Source organism: Lactococcus sp. FSL W8-0209, assembly GCF_038006585.1.
Taxonomy (GTDB): Bacteria; Bacillota; Bacilli; order Lactobacillales; family Streptococcaceae; genus Lactococcus; species Lactococcus lactis.
In genome coordinates, this window is the sequence record NZ_JBBOVN010000001.1 from 1,682,423 (window position 1) to 1,706,221 (window position 23,799).

The 23,799-nt window shown below is 34.5% G+C and carries 26 protein-coding genes and 1 pseudogene; 8 read left to right on the top strand and 19 right to left on the bottom strand.

Annotated elements, in window-relative coordinates; all coding sequences use genetic code 11:
- Positions 1 to 72: 72 nt before the first annotated feature.
- The 7 genes from trpE to MKX45_RS08300 all read right to left on the bottom strand — a co-directional run bounded on the left by trpE (position 73) and on the right by MKX45_RS08300 (position 5,645).
- Complete coding sequence (trpE, locus tag MKX45_RS08270; RefSeq protein ID WP_340817006.1) at positions 73 to 1,443, bottom strand: anthranilate synthase component I; 1,371 nt, start codon at positions 1,441 to 1,443, stop codon at positions 73 to 75.
- Between the two features lie 457 nt (positions 1,444 to 1,900).
- A complete protein-coding gene (locus tag MKX45_RS08275; protein WP_057720573.1) occupies positions 1,901 to 2,260 on the bottom strand; it encodes a DUF1304 domain-containing protein in 360 nt (119 codons plus the stop codon).
- Positions 2,261 to 2,274: 14 nt separating this feature from the next.
- Positions 2,275 to 2,913, bottom strand: coding sequence for a nitroreductase family protein (locus MKX45_RS08280; protein WP_340817007.1), 639 nt, complete (start codon positions 2,911 to 2,913; stop codon positions 2,275 to 2,277).
- An 11-nt stretch (positions 2,914 to 2,924) separates the two neighbouring features.
- Entirely contained in the window at positions 2,925 to 3,344 is a 420-nt protein-coding gene (locus MKX45_RS08285) for a MarR family winged helix-turn-helix transcriptional regulator (RefSeq protein WP_042230446.1), read from the bottom strand.
- A gap of 112 nt (positions 3,345 to 3,456) precedes the next feature.
- On the bottom strand, positions 3,457 to 4,200 hold the full coding sequence (locus MKX45_RS08290) for a methyltransferase domain-containing protein (protein WP_128267976.1): 744 nt from the start codon (positions 4,198 to 4,200) through the stop codon (positions 3,457 to 3,459).
- 75 nt (positions 4,201 to 4,275) lie between these two features.
- Entirely contained in the window at positions 4,276 to 4,956 is a 681-nt protein-coding gene (locus tag MKX45_RS08295; RefSeq protein WP_003130418.1) for a VIT1/CCC1 transporter family protein, read from the bottom strand.
- Entirely contained in the window at positions 4,956 to 5,645 is a 690-nt protein-coding gene (locus tag MKX45_RS08300; RefSeq protein WP_057720571.1) for a VIT1/CCC1 transporter family protein, read from the bottom strand. Before MKX45_RS08300 ends, MKX45_RS08295 begins: the two co-directional genes overlap by 1 nt.
- A gap of 125 nt (positions 5,646 to 5,770) precedes the next feature.
- On the opposite strand from MKX45_RS08300, the gene MKX45_RS08305 reads away from it, so the two are divergent.
- From MKX45_RS08305 to MKX45_RS08315, 3 genes are all read left to right on the top strand, one after another.
- Entirely contained in the window at positions 5,771 to 6,157 is a 387-nt protein-coding gene (locus MKX45_RS08305) for a Fur family transcriptional regulator (protein ID WP_081037469.1), read from the top strand.
- 146 nt (positions 6,158 to 6,303) lie between these two features.
- Positions 6,304 to 6,651, top strand: a complete 348-nt coding sequence (locus tag MKX45_RS08310; protein ID WP_003130414.1) for a YxeA family protein — start codon at positions 6,304 to 6,306, stop codon at positions 6,649 to 6,651.
- 193 nt (positions 6,652 to 6,844) lie between these two features.
- Positions 6,845 to 7,732, top strand: coding sequence for a DMT family transporter (locus tag MKX45_RS08315; protein ID WP_015426646.1), 888 nt, complete (start codon positions 6,845 to 6,847; stop codon positions 7,730 to 7,732).
- Between the two features lie 40 nt (positions 7,733 to 7,772).
- Here MKX45_RS08315 and MKX45_RS08320 read toward each other — a convergent pair whose 3' ends face one another.
- Positions 7,773 to 8,207, bottom strand: a complete 435-nt coding sequence (locus MKX45_RS08320) for a MerR family transcriptional regulator (RefSeq protein ID WP_010905994.1) — start codon at positions 8,205 to 8,207, stop codon at positions 7,773 to 7,775.
- Positions 8,208 to 8,283: 76 nt separating this feature from the next.
- Here MKX45_RS08320 and MKX45_RS08325 point away from each other — a divergent pair, with 76 nt between their 5' ends.
- A complete protein-coding gene (locus tag MKX45_RS08325; RefSeq protein WP_128267975.1) occupies positions 8,284 to 9,015 on the top strand; it encodes an SDR family oxidoreductase in 732 nt (243 codons plus the stop codon).
- Between the two features lie 102 nt (positions 9,016 to 9,117).
- Here the strand turns inward: MKX45_RS08325 and MKX45_RS08330 are convergent, their stop codons facing one another.
- Complete coding sequence (locus MKX45_RS08330; RefSeq protein ID WP_340817011.1) at positions 9,118 to 10,917, bottom strand: 1-deoxy-D-xylulose-5-phosphate synthase; 1,800 nt, start codon at positions 10,915 to 10,917, stop codon at positions 9,118 to 9,120.
- Positions 10,918 to 11,181: 264 nt separating this feature from the next.
- A complete protein-coding gene (locus MKX45_RS08335; RefSeq protein ID WP_003130113.1) occupies positions 11,182 to 11,601 on the bottom strand; it encodes a MarR family winged helix-turn-helix transcriptional regulator in 420 nt (139 codons plus the stop codon).
- Positions 11,602 to 11,782: 181 nt separating this feature from the next.
- On the opposite strand from MKX45_RS08335, the gene MKX45_RS08340 reads away from it, so the two are divergent.
- Both MKX45_RS08340 and MKX45_RS08345 read left to right on the top strand, forming a co-directional pair.
- On the top strand, positions 11,783 to 12,688 hold the full coding sequence (locus tag MKX45_RS08340; protein ID WP_340817013.1) for a magnesium transporter CorA family protein: 906 nt from the start codon (positions 11,783 to 11,785) through the stop codon (positions 12,686 to 12,688).
- Between the two features lie 104 nt (positions 12,689 to 12,792).
- Positions 12,793 to 14,172 carry an MATE family efflux transporter gene (locus tag MKX45_RS08345; RefSeq protein ID WP_340817014.1) on the top strand — a complete coding sequence of 460 codons (1,380 nt, stop codon included), beginning with the start codon at positions 12,793 to 12,795 and terminating at the stop codon, positions 14,170 to 14,172.
- 43 nt (positions 14,173 to 14,215) lie between these two features.
- Here the strand turns inward: MKX45_RS08345 and MKX45_RS08350 are convergent, their stop codons facing one another.
- From MKX45_RS08350 to MKX45_RS08390, 9 genes are all read right to left on the bottom strand, one after another.
- A complete protein-coding gene (locus MKX45_RS08350) occupies positions 14,216 to 14,461 on the bottom strand; it encodes a hypothetical protein (RefSeq protein WP_240664888.1) in 246 nt (81 codons plus the stop codon).
- Between the two features lie 36 nt (positions 14,462 to 14,497).
- Positions 14,498 to 15,694 carry an MFS transporter gene (locus MKX45_RS08355; RefSeq protein WP_340817015.1) on the bottom strand — a complete coding sequence of 399 codons (1,197 nt, stop codon included), beginning with the start codon at positions 15,692 to 15,694 and terminating at the stop codon, positions 14,498 to 14,500.
- A 3-nt stretch (positions 15,695 to 15,697) separates the two neighbouring features.
- Positions 15,698 to 15,856 carry a hypothetical protein gene (locus MKX45_RS08360; RefSeq protein WP_340817016.1) on the bottom strand — a complete coding sequence of 53 codons (159 nt, stop codon included), beginning with the start codon at positions 15,854 to 15,856 and terminating at the stop codon, positions 15,698 to 15,700.
- A 271-nt stretch (positions 15,857 to 16,127) separates the two neighbouring features.
- Positions 16,128 to 17,669: a glutamine-hydrolyzing GMP synthase gene (gene guaA, locus MKX45_RS08365; RefSeq protein WP_017864699.1), complete on the bottom strand. Its 1,542-nt coding sequence runs from the start codon at positions 17,667 to 17,669 to the stop codon at positions 16,128 to 16,130.
- A 208-nt stretch (positions 17,670 to 17,877) separates the two neighbouring features.
- Entirely contained in the window at positions 17,878 to 18,753 is an 876-nt protein-coding gene (scrK, locus tag MKX45_RS08370) for a fructokinase ScrK (RefSeq protein WP_340817017.1), read from the bottom strand.
- Positions 18,754 to 18,855: 102 nt separating this feature from the next.
- Positions 18,856 to 19,737 carry an ROK family protein gene (locus MKX45_RS08375; RefSeq protein WP_057720566.1) on the bottom strand — a complete coding sequence of 294 codons (882 nt, stop codon included), beginning with the start codon at positions 19,735 to 19,737 and terminating at the stop codon, positions 18,856 to 18,858.
- Positions 19,738 to 19,773: 36 nt separating this feature from the next.
- The gene (locus MKX45_RS08380; protein WP_340817018.1) at positions 19,774 to 21,201 is read right to left on the bottom strand and encodes a glycoside hydrolase family 1 protein; all 1,428 of its coding nucleotides are present in this window, start codon (positions 21,199 to 21,201) and stop codon (positions 19,774 to 19,776) included.
- A gap of 29 nt (positions 21,202 to 21,230) precedes the next feature.
- A complete protein-coding gene (locus MKX45_RS08385; RefSeq protein WP_012898106.1) occupies positions 21,231 to 21,839 on the bottom strand; it encodes a YesL family protein in 609 nt (202 codons plus the stop codon).
- Positions 21,840 to 21,953: 114 nt separating this feature from the next.
- Positions 21,954 to 22,151, bottom strand: a complete 198-nt coding sequence (locus MKX45_RS08390) for a discoidin domain-containing protein (protein ID WP_338400351.1) — start codon at positions 22,149 to 22,151, stop codon at positions 21,954 to 21,956.
- Positions 22,152 to 22,220: 69 nt separating this feature from the next.
- Between MKX45_RS08390 and MKX45_RS08395 the strand changes: the two are divergent.
- A pseudogene (locus tag MKX45_RS08395) lies at positions 22,221 to 23,378 on the top strand (IS3 family transposase).
- Positions 23,371 to 23,769 (top strand): glycoside hydrolase domain-containing protein, encoded by a 399-nt coding sequence (locus tag MKX45_RS08400; RefSeq protein WP_057720782.1) that lies wholly within the window; start codon positions 23,371 to 23,373, stop codon positions 23,767 to 23,769. The pseudogene MKX45_RS08395 and the gene MKX45_RS08400 overlap by 8 nt, the downstream one beginning before the upstream one ends.
- The last annotated feature ends 30 nt before the right edge of the window (positions 23,770 to 23,799 follow it).

Consider the following 23,799-nt stretch of genomic DNA (forward strand, 5'->3'; position numbering starts at 1 on the left):
GTCAGTAAAAAATTACTGACAAAATTATCTGATGATGTTAAATTTTTTATCTCTACATCTTTTTGGGTCTATTTATTGACCAACTTTCAATAAGCCTTGGGCTTTGTTTAAGGTTTCTTGATATTCATGTTCGGATACTGAATCGTAAACAATTCCGGCTCCTGCTTGAACATGTGCTTTCTTGTCTTTCAAGACCATTGTCCGAATGGCAATTGCAAAATCGCAATTTCCATTTTTCGTTAGATAACCGATAGCTCCTCCATAAATTCCTCGTTTTTGCGTTTCAAATTCATAAATTCTTTGGTAGGCTCGATGTTTCGGTGCTCCTGATAGCGTCCCCGCTGGCAATGTGGCGCGTAAGGCATCCATAGCTGTAAATTCAGGACGAAGCTCGCCGGTCACTTCACTTGTAATATGCATGACGTAGCGATATTTCTCAACTTTCATGAAAACAGGAACTTCGATTGAACCATATTTGGAAATTTTACCAATATCATTTCGTCCTAAATCAACAAGCATTTTGTGTTCAGCGACTTCTTTGGGATCACTTTCTAAATCTTCAATAAGAGCTTGGTCTTCAAATTCAGTTTGCCCGCGTTTTCTTGTTCCGGCAATTGGATTGGTTGAAACTTGATTTCCATGAACAGCAACCAAACGCTCTGGTGAGCTGCCAATGACATGAAAATTATCGAATTCCATAAAGTACATATACGATGATGGATTTTCAACCCGAAGCTTTCTGTAATAATTAAAGGGGTTGTCAGTAAAATCGGCTGTTAAACGTTGTGATAAAACAATTTGGAACATGTCACCATTTCTGATAAGTTCCTTTGCTTTAGAAACTTTTTCTTCAAAAAGTTCTTGAGACATATTGCTAACGAAATTCAGTTTACTTAATTCTGTCAGTTCATTTTCTGCTTCTGTCAGTAAAGATAATGACTCAATATTTGCTGACAGCGCGTTTTGTAACTCTTTTTCTGAACGTTGACTGTAAGTATTGTCTTCAATAAAAATCAGTTTTTCACGTTTGTGGTCAAAAATTTGGGCTGATTCGTATAGCATAAAATACATATCTGGTGTTCCAATCGAATCTTTCAGTTCAGGTTGAATGCCTTCAAAAATACCATAGGTATCAAATCCAGCATATCCAATCGCTCCACTTGTAAAAGGCAAGTCTAAAATTTCGTCACTACTTTCTGGCTGACAAACTAATTTTTCCAGAAATTCCATTGGATTTTCATCGCTAATGATTTCGTCATTTACGCTTAAAATTCCGTCAGTAAATTTGATGTGCTTCACAGGATTTAACGCAATAATTGAAAAACGTGATTGGTCATTTTCTCTGGGAATGGATTCTAAAATCACTTTATTTTTCCCTTTCAGGCGAAGATAAACCGAAATCGGGGTCATGGTGTCTGCTGAAATCTCTTTAATTTTTCTCATATTTTCTCTCTATCTATAGGTTTGAGGAAGTCGTTTCCATTGATACTGATTAGTTAAAATTTAAGCTTCGCCATCGTTGGTTCATTTTAGAAATCCTTTCAAAAAAATACAAAAAAGCCCGTAGAGTATCAAATACTCTACGGGCGTATGTCACGCGGTGCCACCGTAATTTAAGAGTCCCTAAAAGTATTACAAAAATACTAGAAAAACTCTTCTTTTCCTCGTCTAACAACAAGTTGCTTGGTATCGGGAGCATCCGTGATTTTTATTGTTTCAAATCAAATTGCGAAAAAAAAATCGTTCTCGACTTTCAAATCAGCCCATTCGCTCTGATGAATTTATCTGCTCGCACAACCGCAGACTTCCTGAAAAAATTCTGATATAGAGTTACTTTTCTGATGTTGAAAATAATTGTAAAACTTTTTATGAGACTTGTCAAGGATTTAAAAATATTTTTTTAAAAAAATGAAGAAATTAGAGCTAAAATGGCTAAACCACCTTGGGTGAGAATAATCTTTTTATTACTTGTCAAAGAGCCATATAAAGCCACTAAAATAATATAAATAAGTAGTAATCTAACAATTTCAAGTGGAGCTGACGAAAAGAATATTGCATAAATTAATCCTAAACCAACCAAACCGTTATAAATCCCTTGATTTTTAAAAAGCGTTTGAACTGAAAAACGTTCTAGCTCCTCTTTTCCCATATTAAATACACGACTGGTTGTTTTTGAGCTTGTAGCAAAGGTTTCTAAATACATAATGTAGAAAAATTCCAAAGCAACCAAAAGCGACAGAATAATTGTTAAAATGGTCAAATTACTTCTCCTTTTTATTTAAAAGTAGTGATTTTATCAGCATTCATGCGGACAGATTCATAACCTTCTTCAACGGCTTTACCAATGGATAAAATCATAACGGGTACAAAACGTTCTTTGTCTAAATCAAAAGCTTCTGCTAATTGGTCTTTTTCAAAACCACCAATTGGATTTGTTTCATAACCGTGACCTCTTGCCACCAACATCAATTGCATTGCGGCCAAACTTGAGTCAATTTTGACAACATCATTCATTTCTTGTTTAGAGAAGCTCTTGTAATGAGGAATAATCGCTTCAATTTGTTGATCTCTAACTTCCTGAGGCATTTTTCCTTCAGCAACTGCTTGGTCATAGATTTCTTCACCAAATTCATAATTCTTCAAGTCTCCAAAAATCAAAATCATCGCTGATGAGGTATCATTTTGACGTGTATTAAAGCGAATTAAGGGTTTCAATTTTGCTTTTGATTCTTCACTTTCCACAATAACAAAACGCCAAGGTTGCATATTTACTGATGAAGGTGCGGCTGTTGCTTCTTGAATCATCTCAAGCATTTCTTCGTGAGAAATTTTGTAGTTTTCATCATAAAGTCTGACAGATTTTCTACCAAAAGTAATATCTGAGAAATCGTTATTTTTAAAGTTCTTATTCATCTTTTCTTCTTTCATTTTGTTAATTTTGTGAGTAGTTCTAAAAGTTGTTCTTCTTCTAAATCGCTGAGCCCAATATTTAATATTTGTTGACTTTCCTCTAGAAAATCATCATGTTTTTTTGCACAAAGTGCTAAATCATTTTTAGCTTTATCGGTAATTTCGACAAATACTTCTCGATTATTCTCTTTATTGCGCTCTCTTTTGACAAGATTTTTTTCTTCAAGTAATTTTAAATGTCTTGTTACAGCAGCACTATCAATTTTTAATTCATTTTGTAATTGACTTTGAGAGCAACGACCTTTACATTTTAAAATCATCATCAGTTGATAACGAGTAATACTATAACCCGTTGACTTCTCAAATTTTGCCGTCATTTCTTGATTTACAATTTTGAGCTGATAGAGTAACTGGCTGACTTTTTCAAGCTTCATAATTTATTTCTCCTTTCTTAATTGATTGGTCAATCATTGATTAGTCAATTATAGTATTAAAATAAATAAATTACAACTAAAAGAATTGAGAAATAAAAAACTAGGATTCAACCTAGCATTTTTCCCAATATAATAACTCAAATATCACTAATCTTTCCATTTCTCGAATTTCTGTTTCACTAAAAAATAATTGCGTCAAAGCCGCTAATTCTGCATTTGAAAGCTCATCAGAGAAATAATCAGAGAAAAACTGTGAACTTACTTTTTCTGATAAAAAGAATCTAAATTTCTTACTTTTAAATTCCCAGCCTAATTCCTTTAACCATACCTTATAAAGCAACATCTGCGCTTCTTTATTCTGTTCTTGATTAGGCAAATACAATTGTTCGACCTGACTAAAGAGATTATCCTCATCAAAAATCAAACGTAAAATTCCAACATTTCCATTGGCAATCCGATTTAATTCTACTAAGGCTTCTTTTGACTCCAATGCAGGATTCATGGCTGAAAATACAAAATCATAAGTATTTTCTTTTGTATTCTTTAAAAATTTATTTTGTTCTTGATGCGTAAAAGTGATTTTATTTGAATCAGCTGACTTATTCTTGGCAAATTCTAACATTTTTGCTGACAGATCAACAAGATGATAGCTGTCAGTAAAATTTGAAAAGTGTGGAATATATTTGCCTGTCCCACCAGCTAAATCTAAAAATTGACTTGTTGGTAAAAGTTTTTCAGCCACCAAAAATTCCTTTAATTGCTGACCAATATCAACCAAGCTTTCATTTTGAATTTCTTCATATTCTTGAGAAAACTCATCCCAATATTGTTCTAATTCTTTAGTATTATCATCCATTTGTCAGCCTCTTTCTCAATAATTATCAGTCCTATCTATAATTATAACAAAAGCTTTTAACTAAGCCTAAATTCATTAACCTAAAATCCGACCAATAAAATAATGAATAAAAATTGTCAGTAGACCAATAATAATATTTCTAAGAATTGCTTTAATTACCAAGCCATCAGAAAGCTTAGCACTAATCATTCCAGTTAAGGCCATTGCAAGCATTGTTGCAAAAATTGTTGCTGGAAATTGCCAAGCACCCTTAACTAAAATCATGGTTAGTAAAGGAAAAAGTCCACCAATCGTAAATGAAATTAATGATGAACCTGCTGCTTGCCAAGGATTCATATAATGTCCTAAAGCAATATCATATTTTACTGACAGAACAGTTTCCAAAGGTTTTCGAGCAAGTAATTCATTAGCAATTTCTGCTGAAGTTTCCGGACTGATTCCTTTTTCAATATAAAAATCTTTCACTGCTGCTTTTTGATTTTTAAAATCTTTTTTCAATAATATTTTTTCTTCTTGAACCACAACTTTCTCACTATCAGATTGAGAACTGACACTTGCATACTCACCAGAAGCCATTGAAAAAGCACCAGAAATTAAATTTGCCAAACTAGCAATCAGTAAAGCAAAGCTACTTCCAGAAGCTGCGGAAACCGAAAAGAGCACACCAACAACTGTAAGAATTCCATCATTTGAACCCAAGACTCCCGCACGGACACTATTTAATTTTTCATCTATTGTCATTGTTTGTTTTTTCATCACAAACCTCCTTGTTTAAAGAGCAAACCCACTACATAAGTAACAAGCATCGTTAGAATCCCAGCAATAATATTTCTAAAAGTTGCATGTTTTTTATCAGCACCATTTAAATAAGCGGCGGCATAACCTGTAAATCCTAGAGCGATTAGTACGGAAATAAATGTTGCCAAAGCACTCCAACTTTTAGGAATTAAAGAAATGGCTAGCATAGGCAAAAGCGCTCCAGTTGGAAATGAGAGCATTGAGGCAATTGCCGCTCCTTTAGCACTCAATTCTTGTCCAATTGTAAAACCGTGTCTTTCACGAACCGTTGTTGCTAAAGCATCCTTTTTCATCATCTCATCCGTTGCTTTATGAGCTAGTTCATTAGAAATCCCATCTGCTCTATATTTTTGATAAACAAAATCAAATTCATTTTGATAATTAGTAGCAAGTGCTTCTTTTTGTTCTTGGATAATTTTTTCCTGAGCATCACGTTGCGAACTGACCGAAACATATTCTCCCATTGCCATACTGACCGTTCCTGCTAAAGTTCCGGCAAAACCTGCCAGTAAAATTGTCCCAATATGAGAGGTTGCGCCAGAGACACCAATGACAATCCCTGCAATCGAAATAATCCCGTCATTTGCTCCCATAATACTTGCCCTGACAATATTATTTCTTTGAATTAAGTTATTTTTTTCTTTCATTATCTCACCCTTTTAGAATCATTCTAAACTATATTTTAGAATGATTCTAAACAAATGTCAAGTCATTGAAATGATTTTCTGTTGATGATATAATAAAATAAATAATAAAGATAGGAGTGCTGATTTTGGAACAAGACTTAAAAGAACTATTACAATCACATGGTTTAAAAGCCACGCCACAGCGTCTCATTGTCTTAGAATACCTGATAAAACATAAAACTCACCCAACGGCAGAGCAAATTCACGAAGATTTGGAAAATATTAGCTTAGCAACGGTCTATAATACCCTTGATAAATTGGTTGATAGTGAGCTAGTGATTGCTATAAATGACGGTAGTAAAAGAAGATATGACTACTACGGAGAGCCTCATTATCATGTTGTCAATAAAACGACAGGTGAGATTATGAATGTAGATAATTTTGATTTTCGTCCACTGATAGAGGCTGCTCGAAAAGCTAGCGGTCTTAATATTACTGGTTACAAAGTTGAAATTTATGGAGTTGAAGATTAAATTTATCAAAAATACTAATGATAATCATTAGTGTTTTTTTGTTCTATTTTATTAATTAAGTAATTTTAATCTTACAATATAGTAAGTTTATTTTTTGAAAAATACTGATAAAATAGATTTGTTTAACAGGAAAGGAATAGGATTTTATGAAAAAAATATTAATTGGACTTGTGGCCTTAGTTTTTATTATTGGTGGTTCCGCTTTCGCTTGGTACAAGATAAATTATGGAGGAACAAATTATTATGTCCAAATCCATAATGACGGAAAAAAACTTGAGGAAAAAACGCAAAGCGGTTCGGTTTGGCATGGCTATGGTTATAAAGAAAAAGCCTACAACAATGCAGGACAAGAAAAAACACTAGACTTTACTGCCACGCATAACTTGCGCCATGAAGCCTATTTGAAATTAACTTATAATAAGCAAAAAGGAGTGACAAACTGGGAAGAAGTTAAAAAAACTGCAATCCCCAAAAAGGCTCTAGATAAATTATAAAAAAAGTTCCTAAGCCAATTAGGAACTTTTTTCATTTAAAAGGATTAATGACTCGAGACTATTCAAACTTTCGGTAAATCTTTGATAAACATAAATCATCTATGTTAAACTATTAATAATACGAAGTATATAAAGTACTTAGAAATCGAGGATAAAATGACAAAAATAAAAAGTATCAAGTGTTGGTCTAATCATGACTAAATTTAAAGGAATTATTTACGCTTCTTTGGGAGCCGCCTTTTTTGGGATTAGTAGTATTATTGCTGGACTCCTCTTTAATCGTTGTTCTATTGCGCCAGGTTGGCTAGTTACCACGCGCATGCTCTTTTCAGGCTTGTTGTTACTTGCTTGGTTAGCAATTACTAAGCACAACATCTTTAGTGTCTGGTCTTCTGTAAAATCAAGTCTAAGAATTGTAGCTTTTGGGATTTTCGGAGTACTTTTTGCACAATCTTCTTTTCTATTATCTGTTTATTACGGAAATGCAGCTATTGCAACTATTTTACAATCCCTAGGTCCCTCCATCATTATTATTATTTTAGCTATCAAAAGTAAAGCAATTCCACGTCGTCTTGATATTATTGCCATTTTTCTTTCTTTAATTGGTGTCTTTCTGCTTGTGACTAATGGAAATATCGGAGAACTTAGTTTTTCAGCTTCTGCTCTTGTTTGGGGGCTTTTATCCGCCCTTGGTGTTTGTGCTTACACTCTTATTCCATGTCCACTTATCAAAGAACACTCTCCTTTAAGCCTTGTTGCTTGGGCCTTATTAATTGGTGGTGTCATTTCTAATTTCTTACATCCAGTCACAAATTTACCTAAAAATTTTGATCAGACTGATTTACTTTTAGTCAGCCTCATCGTTGTTGTTGGAACGCTCTTAGCTTACTCTCTTTATATCAATAGTCTAAAATATACAGAACCTCATATTGTTGGTATGCTTGGAATGCTTGAACCTGTCACCGCTATTTTAATTTCCACTTTATTCCTAGGCGTTTCATTTTTAGGATTCCAACAGTTAGGTATTTTTGTCGTCTTTCTGTCGCTATTTCTCATAAATTTTCCAACTAAGAAAAAATAAAAAAACAAAACGTAAAAAATACGTTTTGTTTTTTTTAATATTATTTGAAAATATCTCTTATCTCTGGTTTAACTTGTGTTGTTCCCGGAATAAAGTGGATACTTTCAGTGCCTGCTTCTGCTGCTGTTTGATAGTACCAAATTTTCCATCTTAAAAAGGCCAAATTCATTTCTAAAACTTTAATTTTTTCTTCTAATTGCTCTTCGTGTGTTTTCATAAAATCTAAACGTTCATCAAGTGTTGAGTCGCCCTCCATACACCAATCAATAAATTGAGCAATATCTTTTATGGGTATGCCTGATTTTTTTAAACAATCAATGACTTCAATATAGCCAAGATCGTCATCTGTAAATTCTCTTCGACCAGCTTTATTTCTTTTAGCAAAAGGGAGCAAACCTTCCTTATCATAATAACGTACAGCATCGTTAGAAACGTTTAATTTACGTGAAATATCGCCAATTGTATATTTTGTCATTCTTTCTCCTTGACATGGAGTTAACTCCATGTTGTATAATCAGTATATCAAAAAAATACTCTTAAGGAGAAATAAAATGTCTAAACCACTTATTGTTATAACAGGAGCAAGTTCAGGATTTGATGCTGAAATTGCAAAATTATTTAATGCTGATGGATTCCCAATGTTGCTTTTAGGCCGTCGTACAGATAAAATCAAAGCCTTGCCTCTTGATTTTACGAATGTTCTTGTGGAATCTGTAGATGTCACGGACAAAACATCATTTGAAAATGCAATTACTAAAGCTGAGGAAAAATATGGCAAAACTGATCTTCTAGTCAATAATGCAGGTGTCATGTTATTAGGAAATGTTCTTAATCAAAATCCAGCAGAATGGAAACAAATGATGGATACTAATGTTTTGGGTGTCCTTAATGGAATGCAAATTGTTCTTCCACAAATGGTTGAACGCCAAGGAGGAACAGTAATTAACATGTCTTCTCTTGCTGGTAAAAAAACTTTTACCAACCACGCCGCTTATGTCGCTTCAAAATTTGGTGTTCATGGTTTAAGTGAAACTGTCAGAGAGGAAGTTTCTGGTAAAAATGTTCGAATTTCACTTGTTGCACCTGGTGCTGCTGAAACAGAATTATTGACACATGTTACTGACGAAAGTGCCCTAAATGATTATAATCTTTGGAAAGAATCAATGGGTGGTGCAACACTTGCTCCTGAAAGAGTTGCTCAAACTGTGAAATTCATTTATGATATGCCTCAAACGGTTAACATCAGAGAAATTGATATTGCTGCAACCAATCAAAATGCTTAATATTTAATATCATAGATAAAAAAGATACTAGTTAATCGCTAGTATCTTTTTTAGCATTTATTCATATTTTATCTAGCAAATAAGCTCTGTCTTCAAAAATTATTATTTAGAAAATATTTTCTTAAAAAAATTAGGTCCTTTAGATTCTTTGGTTGCTTCAATAATATCATTTGCCATAAGTTCTGGTCTTATGTGATAACGATTGTAAAGTTCTTCTTTTGGAACAGCATCAATAAACTCAGTATCTGCACCAAATACAAGTGTTTTTATCCCTTTACTTGCCAAATAGGTCGCCACTTTTTGACCAAATCCCCCATCTTTAGTGCCATCTTCAATCGTAACAAAGAGTCCATGAGTTTCAGATAATTTGTCTAAAGCAGCTACATCCAAAAGATTTGCAAAGAATGGATTTACAACCGTTGGATTAAATCCTAATTTTTCAAGTTCTTCTGCCACATTTTCAGCTTTTTCAAGCATTGCACCAAGCCCTAAGATTACAACTTTTTCGCCAGACTTAACGACCTCATACTGAGGTTTGCTAAAATCAGTAATTTTTGTTGGGCGATTTTCCAAAGTATGCTCTGGCAAGTGTATAAATACTGGATGTTCATGTTGATTATATGCCCAATTAAGCATTGCAAAAAGGTCTTCTTCACTTGTTGCTGCAAGGTCAATTACATTGGGAATATTTGATGTTTGACTATAAACAAAACTTCCTTGGTGAGTATCGTTTGTTCCGCCAATTTGACTATTACTGATAATAACAATTGCTGGTTCTTTATTCAATGCCAAATCATGGTTAAGTTGGTTATAGGCACGTTGTAAGAAAGTTGCATTTTGGAAAATAATAGCTCGAGTTCCTGCTGCTGCGATTGCTCCACCAAGTGTCACTGTATATTGTTCAGCAATTCCTCCATCAACATAATTTTTTGGATGATTCTTAGCAAATTGTGACAGGCCAAAGAACATTGGAATTGCGGCATTAATGGCGATAAGATTGTCACCTTTGGCTAACTTTTCTTCCATAAAGTCAAGAAATATATTATTATAGCTGCGAACGATATTGGTTGAGCTATTGACTGGTTGACCTGTAGCAATATCAAAGGGTGCAAAGACTTGGTGCATTCCTTCTTTATTTTCAACTGCTGGTTTATAGCCATGTCCTTTCTCTGTGTGAATATGAAGAACAATTGGCCGATTGATATCTTTTACTGATTCAAAAAGAGTAACCAAACTTTGGATATCATTTCCCTCCTCAAGGTAACGGTAATCCAGCCCAAATGATTTAAAAAGATTATTTGCTGAGGTTCCTTTACTTGCTCGCAGATCTGCAAGATGTTGATAGATTCCTCCATGATTTTCGGTGATGGCCATTTCATTATCATTTACAATAATAATAAGATTCCCATTAAGTGTACCTGCGCCATCAAGTCCCTCAAATGCAAGTCCTCCTGAGAGCGCGCCATCACCAATGATGGCTACAATATTTTCATTTTTTCCTTGCATATCTCGAGCCAAGGCGTATCCCATAGCTGTTGCAATAGATGTAGATGTATGACCTACTCGTATAAAGTCATGTTCATTTTCTTCAGGGTCTGTATAGCCTGTTGTTCCAGAAAATTTGTCTTTGTCAGTAAAAAATTCTTTACGTCCTGTTAAAACTTTATGCGGATAGCTTTGATGACTAACGTCCCAAATTAATTTATCAACAGGTGAGTTAAAGACTTTATGTAAAGCAACAGTCATTTCTACCACACCAAGATTTGGTCCGAGATGGCCCCCTGGATATTGACTGACACGATTAAGAATTGCATCACGTACATTTGTAGCGAGCTCTTCTAGTTCTAGCGCTGTAAGATTCTTGATGTCTTTGGGGTCATTTACTTTGTCTAATACTGTCATAATTTTTTCTTCCTAGTTCTATTTAGATTATAAAGCTGCGAGTAAAATTTAATATTATTTAAGTTTAATAAGGTCATTTTTTAATAAGCTAATATAACATTAACGTTTACGTTTGTAAACGATAAAGAAATTATACTTTTTTATATTTTACTTGTCAAGAAATCTGTCATCTTTTTTAAAGAAAGTCTATAATATTATTTTGAGAAACGCATTGGACTGAAATAAAAAAAGACTAACGTAATTATTAGTCTTTTTCCTATTATCTTATAAATTGTCATCTATTTTTTCTAAGAGTCTCAAGAATTCAGCTTGTTCTTTCTCGGTCAAGGGTTCAATCAATTTCTTTTCAGATGCTTCAAATATTTGATTAATCTGATTAATAATTTTTAGCCCTTTGGGCAAAATATAGATATTTTTTTGACGTTCATTCTCTTTAGGAATTCGTCTTTCGATATATCCTTTTTTTTCCAAACCTTGGAGCATACTTGTAATACTTGCTCCTCGTCTATTAAATACTTCTGCTAAATCTTTTTGGATGAGACCTTTATCTTGATTTTCTGCAATATATGCGATTACTCTAGCTTGTTGATGATTCACTTCTAAATCTTTCATCATTTGACTAGAGGTCATCATTGATTTTTGTGAAATAGAACGAAATAAATTTGAATAGATTGTATTAGCCATTTGGAGGACTCCTCTTATTTGATTTGCTGTTTCTTATTTCTTAGTATAATGGTCTTTTATTCATTTGTCAATTTATAACAATTAGATATCTAACAGTTAGTTCTTGACATTTTCATTTATTTGATTTATGATAATTCTTGTTAGTTAGAACTCTAACTATTTTTTAAAAAAGGAGAATCAAATGTCTGAAAATTTAACAAGAGAATGGATTAATTTCTCAGACCAAAAACTGTTTGATAAAAGTTATCTCTCAAAAACATATCACATTCCGGAAGAGTTCTTATCTTATGCAACAGATAAAGACGAGAGTGCTCGAATAGAGATTGACGATGAAACTAAAAGTCTACTCATTATTTTTGATATGCCATTTGAAGATCAAACAGATGTGGCTTATTATTCATCGGGGCCTATGAGTTTTATTATAACAAAAGAGGTCATCATCACAAATGTAGCGGATAAAAAGATGGCAACAATCTTAAAAAATTCAAAACTGCTTCATCAGTTAAATCCAAAACATAAGACTTCTTTTGTCCTTCATTTCATGCTAGCTATTGCCAAAATTTATGTCGATAAAATTAGAATTCTCAATCGTAAAAGAATATTAATTGAACAAACTTTGGGTAAGGCACCGAAAAATGAAGACTTGATTAATTTGATGAAAATTGAGCGAAGTTTAATTTATTTCATTATGTCCTTGAAATCAAATTCTTTAGTCATTTCTAAAATTAAAAGTGGTAAATATTTAAAACTTTATGATGATGAAAAGGAACTTCTTGATGATTTAATGATTGAAGTTGACCAAGCTTTTGATATGTCTAATATTTCAAATAGGATTTTGAATGAGATGACTGATTCTTATGATTCAATCATTAATAATAATACAAATAGTGTCATGAAATTTTTGACCTCTTATTCAATTATTCTGACTATTCCTACCATCATTTTTAGTTTTTATGGTATGAATGTTCCTCTGCCCTTGACTAATCTCCCAAAAATATCTTGGGAAATCATTTGTTTACTAGCCCTTTTCTTGTCAGTTTTACTGACTCTCTTCTTCGTCAAAAAAGATTATTTTTCTAAACGATAGTTTTGGGTTGACAAAACAAAAAATAAGTATTATGATATTCTAATAGTTAGATATCTAACTATTAGAATATCTATCATTTCGATTCAGAAAGAAGAACAATAAAAATGAGTAAAAAATCCAACTCTTATTATCTTAAGGAAGCACCCATCAGAAAAGCAATTGCTCACTTATCAATTCCCATGATGATTGGAATTTCCGCAACAACAATCTATAACTTAATCAATGCCTACTTTATCGGCCTTGTCCATGACACAAATATGATGTCAACAATCACTCTAGGTTTAACAATAACCATTGTTTTTATGGCCATCGGAAACCTTTTTGGTGTTGGAGGTGGAACCTTTATCACTCGCCTGCTAGGTTCTGGCGATAAAGAAAAAGGAAAGAAAATCGCTGGTTATTCTTTCTATATGAGTTTAATCATTGGTTTACTTATTGGGCTTGTTTCTCTTTTCTTTTTAAGTCCAATCGCTCATATTTTAGGAGCAGACGCCGCAACTCTTACTTATACTAAAGAATATGCTGGAGTTTTATTAGGTGGTGGTTTTAGTATGATTTTAAACTATGGACTGGAACAATTAGTTCGTGCAGAAGGTGCCTCAAAAGAATCAATGTATGGAATGTTTGTTGGGGTTGCGACTAGTATTGTCTTAGATGCCCTCTTTATCCTAGTTTTAAATCTTCATGTCATTGGGGCTGGACTTTCAATGGTGATTGCAAATCTAGCTTCTACAGCTTATTATATCTGGTTTTTAGAAAATAAAAGTGAATCGCTTAAAGGATTTTTAAAACATTTTAAAATCAGTTTAAAAGACCAATTTGAAATCTATAAAATTGGGATTGCAGAAGTTTTCAAATCAGTATTTATGATTGTCACAACACTTTTGTTAAATCATTTTTCTGTTCAATATGGTGATAATGTTCTTGCTAGCTTTGGGATTGCCCTTAGAATCACTCAGCTGCCTGAATTTTTGACTATGGGACTCTTTTTAGGGGCCATTCCACTCTTTGCCTATAGTTTTGCTTCAAATAATACTCAACGATTAAAAGAAGCACTTAAAGAGTTAACTCTTTGGATTGGCGGAATTTCTATTCTCTTTGCTTTAATTGTCTATCTTTTTAGAGTTCCTGTCATGCAACTCTTTACTCATGATAGTGCAGTAATCAAAGTGGGCTTAATCGTACTAGCCGCACAACTAGTTTCATCTGTCTTCAATGGTTTTTCTGGCTTATTTACTGGAATTTTTGAAGCTTCTGGTCTAGGTGCGCAAACTGGGGTAATGTCTACTATCCAAGGGATTCTTTATATCCCAATCGTCATTATCTTACATCATTTTTACGGATTAACTGGCCTCATCTGCTCAATGACCCTAACAGAAGGAATTGCCTTTGTAGCAGGTCTCATCATGCTTATCCCTTATTTATTAAAATTAAACAAGGGTAAACTTATGGAAAATCAAACTGAATTAGCCGTTGCTGAATAATATATTAAAAACGAGGAAATTTAAGACCTCGTTTTTTTATATATTATTTTCCAGTCCAGACGGATTTATCATAATTTAAGCCTGATAAAGCTTCAATTGTTTGTTTTGTTTTGAGGTCAGCTGACTCTTTGGCATTTTTTACTGCCACTTCTCCCCCAATCGAATCAGCCTTTTGTAGACGTGAAATTTCTTCAACCAAAATAGCATGTGTTTTTGAATTAAGTTTAAAAGTAAAAGCATTCCATAAAGCAATCAGCATCAAGCCTCCAACTAAAAACGTCATCAGCATAGCAATTCCAAAGCCAGCACTTTGAATCTGATGTTCTTATCCAGCAGCTCCCATAACCGCTCCAATGACAACATTAAAGACAATATTAGTGAATTTACGTACAAAAGTCATAGCTCCAGCAAAAACTCCTGCCCGCTGTTCTTTATGAATGATCATATCAATATCAGGAATTAAAGGAAAGACGACCCAAGGAAGGCCCCCAATGATGTTACGACCCACAGTGAAAACACAAGTTGTAAAAATGATGAGTCCCGTGATCTGAGCTTCTGATAAACTTCCTCTTGTGAAATAAACAATACCATAAGTGATACATGATAAAATACCAATGCCAAAACCAATTAGGTAAAGCAGGCGTGGTCCAATTTTGGGGTGATTAAAAAGCCATGCTCCAAATGGTGTATATGCAATTGTCATAATCAATAAGGGTGTCGCTAAAATAAGAGCTGCTTGCGCTGGATCAAGTGTTAGAGTTGGCAAAAACGAAATCGTCGCAAAGATAACAAAAATAACTGTAAAAGAATCAATAATCCCAAAAGTAGAGAAATAAAGAACTAGATGTTTACGAAAAGTTTTAATCCTTAAGGTTAAAAGTAAATTAGCAATATTTTCCAAGAATAACCTAGCAGGAGTTTTAGCTCGTTTTCTTTCTTCATCTAAATGTCGCAACATAAGTTCTGTCTTTTCTTTAGAAATCAGAATAGGGTCCCAAGAAGAAAAGTAAACAAAGAGTGTAAATATAATCCCAATCACACCCCAAACACAAGCTGTTGCAAATAAGGCCCAGGCGGAAGTTTGCATTCCATGTTCAGCAGGTAAAAGTTTCATAAAGAGAGTCGGGACAAAAGCGATTAAGGGTTGAGCTAAACCTGAAGCCCACATTCTGATTGACCCCATTTTATTACGTTGTGTATAGGTAGAGGTAATTTCTGCAGGGATAGCTTCCCAAGGAATGAGAACTAAATCCAAACAAAAGTCAAAAAGTATAAATGACACAAGATAATAAAGCCAAGAAAGGCCACCTGCCATTGGAATCCACATCGCTGCAAAAGCAATCGAAGTTGGAATTGCAAAAATCAAAAAGAAGCGTCTACGCCCATATTTTCGGCCGAGTGCAAAGTGATAAAAATTATCTGAAATAACAGCAACGGCAGGAGCCCAGAACATATCTATAACGAGTCGAGCTGAAATTAAAAGTGCAGCTAATCCAGGATTAACCCCACCAAAAGAGGTCATAAATTATAAGAGCCACGAACCAATAAGGCCACCAGTTCCTCCATTAAACATATCCCATGAACCAATTCCTAAAGCTCGATGAAACCCAATTACTCCTTCTGCTTTGTTTGTTTTGAAACTAAAAAATTCCCTAAAAAAATTTATTTTTTCATTGTCAACCATAACCTTCTCCAAATTTAAATATATTTCTTGAAAGTAAAAAGTTACAATTATATTAGGTTGCAAATTAAAGACTTTTTACTCTTAAATATTGCAAAACATAGTTACACCTAATTAATTTCAAGCAAATCAAGTATAACGCTTTCAAAGCGATAAAATTGATTAATATTACGTAATCTTTTAGGAAATAATGCTATGAACAATGAGTGCTAGTTTTAAAATTTATTATTAAAATAAAAAAACTGATAACAGATACTGTTATCAGTTTTTTATTCTATTGCCACTCAACAGTTGCTGGTGGTTTGCTCGTAATATCGTAGACGATACGGTTGACGTGGTCCACCTCATTAACAATACGTTTTGAGATTTTTTGGAGAAGATCCCAAGGAAGTTGGGCAAAGTCAGCTGTCATTCCATCAATTGATGTGATGGCACGAATAGCTAGTGTATAGTCATATGTTCGTTGGTCTCCCATGACACCGACTGATTTCACATCTGTATTTACTGTGAAATATTGCCAAACATCACGTTCAAGGCCTGCAGCAGCAATTTCTTCACGAAGAATTGCATCTGATTCACGAACAGTTTCTAGTTTTTCTTCTGTTAAATCACCAAGGACACGAATGGCAAGTCCTGGTCCAGGAAAAGGTTGACGCCAAACGATTTCATCAGGCATTCCAAGTTGTGTTCCAAGCGCACGAACTTCATCTTTAAAGAGTGTGTTCAATGGTTCAATCAATTGGAATTGCATATCTTCAGGAAGTCCACCAACGTTATGGTGTGATTTGATTGTTTGAGCTGTATCTGTTCCTGATTCAATGACGTCGGTGTAGAGTGTTCCTTGGGCAAGGAAGTCAACACCTTCTAATTTGTTTGCTTCATCATCAAAAACATAAACAAATTCGTTACCGATAATTTTACGTTTTGTTTCTGGGTCTGAAAGGCCAACAAGTTTGTCCATGAAACGTTTTTGAGCATCTACTTTGATAATATTAAGACCGAATTTCCCGCCCAATGTTTCCATGACTTGGTCAGCTTCGCCTTTACGAAGGAAACCGTGGTCAACAAAGATTGATGTCAATTGGTCACCGATGGCACGTTGTAAAAGTACACCTACAACTGATGAATCAACACCACCTGAAAGTCCAAGAAGAACTTTTTTATCGCCAACTTTTTCACGAATATCTTTGATTTGCATATCAATGAAGTTTTCCATTGACCAGTTCCCTTTTGCTCCACAAATGTTAAGCGCAAAGTTTCTGAGCATCTCTGTCCCATGAACTGAATGACGAACTTCTGGGTGGAATTGGATACCGTACAAGTTGCGTTCTGTATTTTCAACAGCAGCAAATGGACTGTTTGGTGAAGTTCCGACAACGTGGAAACCTTCAGGAATAGCCGTTACACGGTCACCATGGCTCATCAAAACATCTTGAACTTCGGGAGTTCCTGCAAACAATGCTGATTTTTCAGTAAGTTGAAGTGGGGCAACACCGTATTCGCGTTCGCCTGCTGCTTCTACCATACCGCCGAGCTTATAGCTCATCAATTGCATTCCGTAGCAAATACCAAGAACTGGCAAACCAAGTTCAAAGATTTCAGGATCAATATCGAATGAACCTTCATCATAAACTGAATTTGGACCGCCTGAAAGAATAATACCGATTGGATTAATCTCACGAATTTCTTTGGCTGTAACTTTGTGACTCATGAGTTCTGAGAAAACACCGATTTCTCGGATACGACGCGCAATAAGTTGATTGTATTGTGAACCATAGTCGAGTACAATGATTTTTTCAAGTGTAGTGTCGGACAAGGGACCCTCCTCTAATAAGGTGCAAAAGTCCGAATTCCTGTTGGAAAGTTCGAACTTTTGTTCAATTATTTTATTAGATTTATTCTATCATAATTTATTGTTTTTTGCAGAGATATTTGTGAATAAATAAAATAAATTTTAGAAAAATCGTATGATAGTGATTACATTTATTTTTACTGACGAAAATGAAAAACTACTGACAAAGCTGTCAGTAATTTTTTTCATCTAAATCTTTTGCCAAAGCAAAATTTCCAATCGTTGCCGAACCATTATTTGCGACTGACGGAGTCATAATATAATCTGTCAGTAAATAGGGAACGTGGACATAACCTGCCATTAATTTTGTGAATTCTTTGCGCACGCGCTCAATCATGTGCGTTTGGGTCATAACGCCACCACCAAAAACAATTTTCTCAGGTGCAAGTGCCAAGGTTGTATTAACGGTGATTTGTGCAATGTAGAAAGCTTGAATATCCCAAACTTTACTGTCAGCTGGAATATCTTCTCCACGAATTCCTAAGCGGGCTTCAAGGGAAGGACCGGCTGCCACTCCTTCTAGACAATCACCATGAAATGGACAAACGCCTGCAAAATTAAGATCGTCTGGATGACGCTTCACATATTGATGACCCATTTCTGCATGAGAAAATCCTCCAATAAATTTCCCATCTTGTACGGCTCCTCCACCAATTCCTGTTCCAATTGTGAAGTAAACCAATGATTTTCCGCCAGTCACAATCATTTCACCGTAAGCCGAGCTATTGACATCGGTAGTGAAAACCATCGGAATATCAAGTGCGGCTTTGAGTTTTCCTAATAAATCAACATTTGCCCAACCAGCTTTTGGCGTGGTTGTTATATAGCCATAAGTTGCACTTTCAGGCTTGATGTCAATAGGACCAAAAGAACCAACTGCCAATGATTTAACAGGATTCTCTTTAAAAAATTCAATGGTTCTAGTAATTGTTTCTTCAGGACTAGTCGTTGGAATTTGATTTGTTTTTAAAATGTTAAACTGCTCATCACCAATCGAAAGTACAAATTTTGTTCCGCCTGCTTCGATTGAGCCATAATGATTTGTCATAATTTTTTCCTATAATTTGTTACTTTTTGTGTTTTATTTCGTATAGTATGAGTGAAGGAATTTTCTGTCAGTAAAAAATATTACTGACAGAAAACTTCTAGCTTATTTGTCAGTCTTATTTGCGTAAGTTTGTGAAAAGTCTACCGCTGCACCAATTAAGTTGGCAGAATTTCTGAATTCACAAGTTACAATTTCTGGCATAAAAGTCGCTACTTCAATAATTTCCATGATTTTTTGAAGTTGTTTTTGCAATTCTGGAATTAACCATTCAGCTTGGGAAACTCCTCCGCCAATAATCACTAATTCCGGATCAAAAGAATAAGTCAGATTAAAAATCCCTTTTGCGACATTGTATAGAAAAATATCTTTTTCTTCATTAGCTATTTCATCACCATTAAAGGCTTTTTCAAAGATTTCGATGGCATCAAGAGCTTCTCCTGTGCGCTTATTATAGCGCTCAGCCATTCTAATCGTTGTTCCTAATGTTGAAAACGAATGTTCATCATCCATGAGCATAAAGCCAAATTCACCGCCAAAAAGATGTTTCCCATGATGAACTTTCCCATTCATAACAACAGAACCGCCAACACCTGTTCCAAGCACAAGGAGCAAAACATCAGACAAACCTTTTGCCGCACCAAATTTCACTTCGGCAAGCGCCGCACAATTGGCATCATTTTCGATAGAAACAGGTAAACCAAATCGTTTTTCTAATTCAGCATGAATATCAAAATCATGAATATAAGGGAGAGCACTTGCTCCTTCAATGACGCCAGTCACTTTATTTACTGCTCCTGGGGAACTAATAGCGACACCACAAACATCAGAATTTTCCTTAAATTGTTCAACGACTGCTGTCAGTGATTGATAAAATTGATCCAGATTATCAGGAGTTCCGAAAGCACCTTCTTCTCCTAATTTTCCGTCAGCAAATCTTGCATATTTAATGCTTGTTCCACCAATATCTATTGTTAATAATGACATATTTCTCCTCCAAATTTTCTTATATTTTAACAGAAATCATTGATTGTATTTTTCTAAAATTGAATCTGGAACTTGTAAAAGTGATGAGTCTGTTAAATTTTTATACCAATAAGCTGATTTTTTTAAAGTTTTCACTTGGGTATGGATATTCAAACTAATCAAACCATAACGATTTTTGTATGAATTACGCCAACTCCAGCAATCAATTGGTGTCCAAACATGGTAACCAAAACAATTTGAGCCTTCTTGAATCGCTTTATGGAGCCAAAAAAGATGTTCTGTTGTAAAAATGATTCGATAATCATCTTGGATTTGTCCATCAGCATTTTTGAAACGTTCTTCATTTTCTACGCCCATCCCATTTTCAGAAATAAACCAAGGAATATTTCCATAATCTTCTTGAATTCGCTTGGCAATTTCATAAATGGTTTGTGGATGTATCTCCCAACCTCTGTCAGCATTCATCCGCACCCCACGTTTATTGAACGATGCGTAATATTTGTCGGGACGCCAATCTTGAGCCAAACTATCACTAGAATATTCGGGTTCTTGCACTCGACTCGGATGGTAGTAATTAACTCCTAAAATATTAATTTTATTGTCCCTATTCCGTTTCAAATCTTCTGCTTCCGACTGCCACAAGACATTTTCTTCTTTTAAAAGGCTGACTAATTTTTCTGGAAATTCTCCCTTTATTGATGCATCTAAAAAGAGGCGATTTTGCCAAAGGTCTGCCATTTCTGCTGCTTTTAAATCTTCTATTTTTTCAGTTGCTGGATAGGACGGAGTTAAATTTAAAATGATTCCAATTCGTCCTTCAGGATTTTTATTGATTTTTCGGTATTGTTCAATCGCAAGAGATGAGGCGAGTTGCAAATGATAAGCCACTTGAACAGCTTTTTTTCCATCAACAATATCAGGATAATGGAAACCTAATAGATAAGCACACTCAACGACAACCATAGGCTCATTAAAAGTAAACCAATCACTCACTCGGTCGCTGAATTCAGCAAAACATTTTGCTGCAAAACCTGCATATAAATCAACAACATGACGACTTTCCCAGCCTCCATATGTTTTTAAAAGTTCAACTGGTAAATCAAAATGATTTAAATTAATCATCGGACGAATCCCTTGCGCTATAAATTCATTAATTACAGCGTTATAGAAATCAACCGCTTTTTCATTTACCGTATTCTTTTCTAAATCATCTATCAAACGCGACCATTGAATACTTGTCCTTATTGATTTTAGACCAGCAGCCTTCATTAATTTTATATCTTCTCGAAAGTCATTGAAAAAATTACTGGCTGTATCAGGTCCAATTCCGCCCCAAAAACGTTCTTGATAATGGTCAAAATCATAATCAAAAACATTGTCATGCTGCTTTTTAAAACGTCCTTCAGTTTGTGGGCCACTCGTTGCTGCTCCCCACAAAAAATTTTCTTGGAATTTTAATTCCATTTTCCACCCCTCTCAGTAACTCTTCTTTTTTACTCTGCTAACTGTTCTTCGACTTTCAAACGCCAAGTTTTTGTCACACTTAAAGAATAAACTTGTAAAAGGCCAATCAACCCAAAGAGAATCATACCTTTAAATTGCCAAGTCAAAACAAAGATAAGGACAATCCCAAATAAAAGTTTTAGATAGGTTTTAAAACTAATAAAATTTGAAATAAAGCTCATTTTTAATAAGTTTCCAAAACTAATTTCAAATTGACTATCAAAAATCATTGTATATTCAAAAGCGGTCATAAGATAAGTTAAACCAAAGAATAGAATGAAATCAATCACCAAGAAAAGTAAACCTTGGATTTGTACTGAAAGATATAAATTATAAGCGAGCAAAAGACTCAAAGACGTATAGAGCCAAAAAATGATATTTGCTCTTAAAAAGTCTCGCTTGAAAATTTGATAAGCCTGTTTCACTGAGATTGACTTATAGTCAAAACCATGTTCCAAATACAACTCTGTTACCACTTTAAAGGCAGGACCAAGTCCTAAAACAAACAGCCCTGTGAGCGCTAAGAGCCAAAATATCAAGGTCAATTTAACAACGACCCAAATTCGAATAAAGAATTCTTCTAGTGCTTTTCCAATCATTTTTCTATAACTTTCTAACTTTTATTACTTCATTATAACACTTTTCCAATGAAATGTTAGGGTTTTCATGATAGCCTTTTCTTTGCTTTTATGGCAAGTTTTTACAGCCCTTTGTCAGCTATTTTTTTGTCCTAATACTTGTATTTCATATAAACGAACAGCGGTATCTGCTCCTTGTGTTGGTTTAGTGGCTGTGATTCTAACGTAACGCGCTTCTGTCTGTTTGAAAGAATCTTTGGTTTCTCCCAATTTATTTTTCTTAACGTTGACAACTTCTGTCCAATTTTGATTATCCTTTGAAATTGGAGCTATACTATAAAAGTGGACAGAAAATTGTGTGTTATAATCTGTCTATTAAGACACAAAAATGAAAGGACTTTTATGTCAGGTTTTAAACGTTACGACGAGGATTTCAAACAATCGCTCGTTAATCTCTATCAAACTGGTAAAACACAAACTGAACTCTGTAAAGATTATGGGGTATCTTCTTCTGCACTTGCAAAATGGATTAAGCAGTACTCTCAAGTGCGTCTTGAAGATAATACGGTGTTGACTGCTAAACAGATTCAAAAATTACAAAAAAGGAATGCCCAACTAGAGGAAGAAAATCTGATCTTAAAAAAAGCGAGTGCCATATTCATGCAAAACTCCAAGTAAGATTGAAAGCCATCTATAGACTCCGATTTGAACACACGACAGTTATGCTCTGTCGTGTTTTACATGTCAATCGTTCCACCTACTATAACTTCATAAACAAGAGGCCTTCGAAGCGTGAAGTAGAAAATCAACGCTTGAGAAAATTACTTCTTGAAATCTATATGAAAGCCAAGAAAAGAATCGGAACAAGAGCTTTTAAAATTATTCTCCTGCGTGATTATGGCGTCAATATTTCTGAAGGGCGTATCTTAAGACTTCTCAAGTCTATGACACTCCCTAAAATGTCAACCATTAAACCTCGTTTTTATTCAAACAAATCGCCCGAATTTTCTTCTGATAATCTACTGAAACAAGAATTTAACCCGAACTCCCCAAATCAAGTGTGGACAACTGACTTCACTTATATTTCTATAGGACCTAAACGACATATTTATCTCTGTGCTATTCTTGACCTCTACTCAAGGAAATGTATTGCGTGGAAAGTAAGTGATCGAATTGATGCCAAACTCGCCTGTGATACCTTAGAGATAGCTATAAAGAAAAGAAAACCTAAAGAACCAATCATTTTTCATTCTGATCAAGGCAGTCAATTTAAGTCAGCTTCCTTTAGAAAGCTATTAGATGAGCATCAATTGCTTGCTTCTTACTCCAAGCCTGGATATCCTTATGATAATGCCGTGACTGAGGTCTTTTTCAAGTATCTTAAACAACGAGAAATTAATCGCAGAACTTATCACTCCATTCAAGAAGTTCAACTCTCTTGCTTTGAATACATCGAACAATTTTATAACAATTATAATCCTCATTCCGCCAACAATGGTTTAACTCCAAATCAGAAAGAAGAAAATTATTTTAAGAAAATATAGCTCATTTTGTGTCTAAATATTTGACATTAGTCCAATTTAATGATAGTCCAAAGGGCTATCCTGGTGACGAAGATAATGGAACAATGGCAGCTTGGTATATTTTTTCAAGTTTAGGATTCTATCCAGTCACGGCTGCTTCTAATCAATATGTATTAGGAATTCCACTTTGGGACAAAGCTAGAATCAACCTTTCCTCTGGTCAGCAACTTACTATTTTTGCAGAACCAAATGCTCCGCAACAAGTTTTCGTCAACCAAATCACATTTACTGACAAAAAAGTCAATGATACTTTCATCAAGCACGAAGAATTGATAAAAGGCGGAACCCTAAAATTTGATTTAGGAATCGTACCAAATCCACTTAAATATACGAACGAACAACTTCCTTATTCACTGACAGAAAATTAATTACTGACAGACCAGACATAATCATTCTGT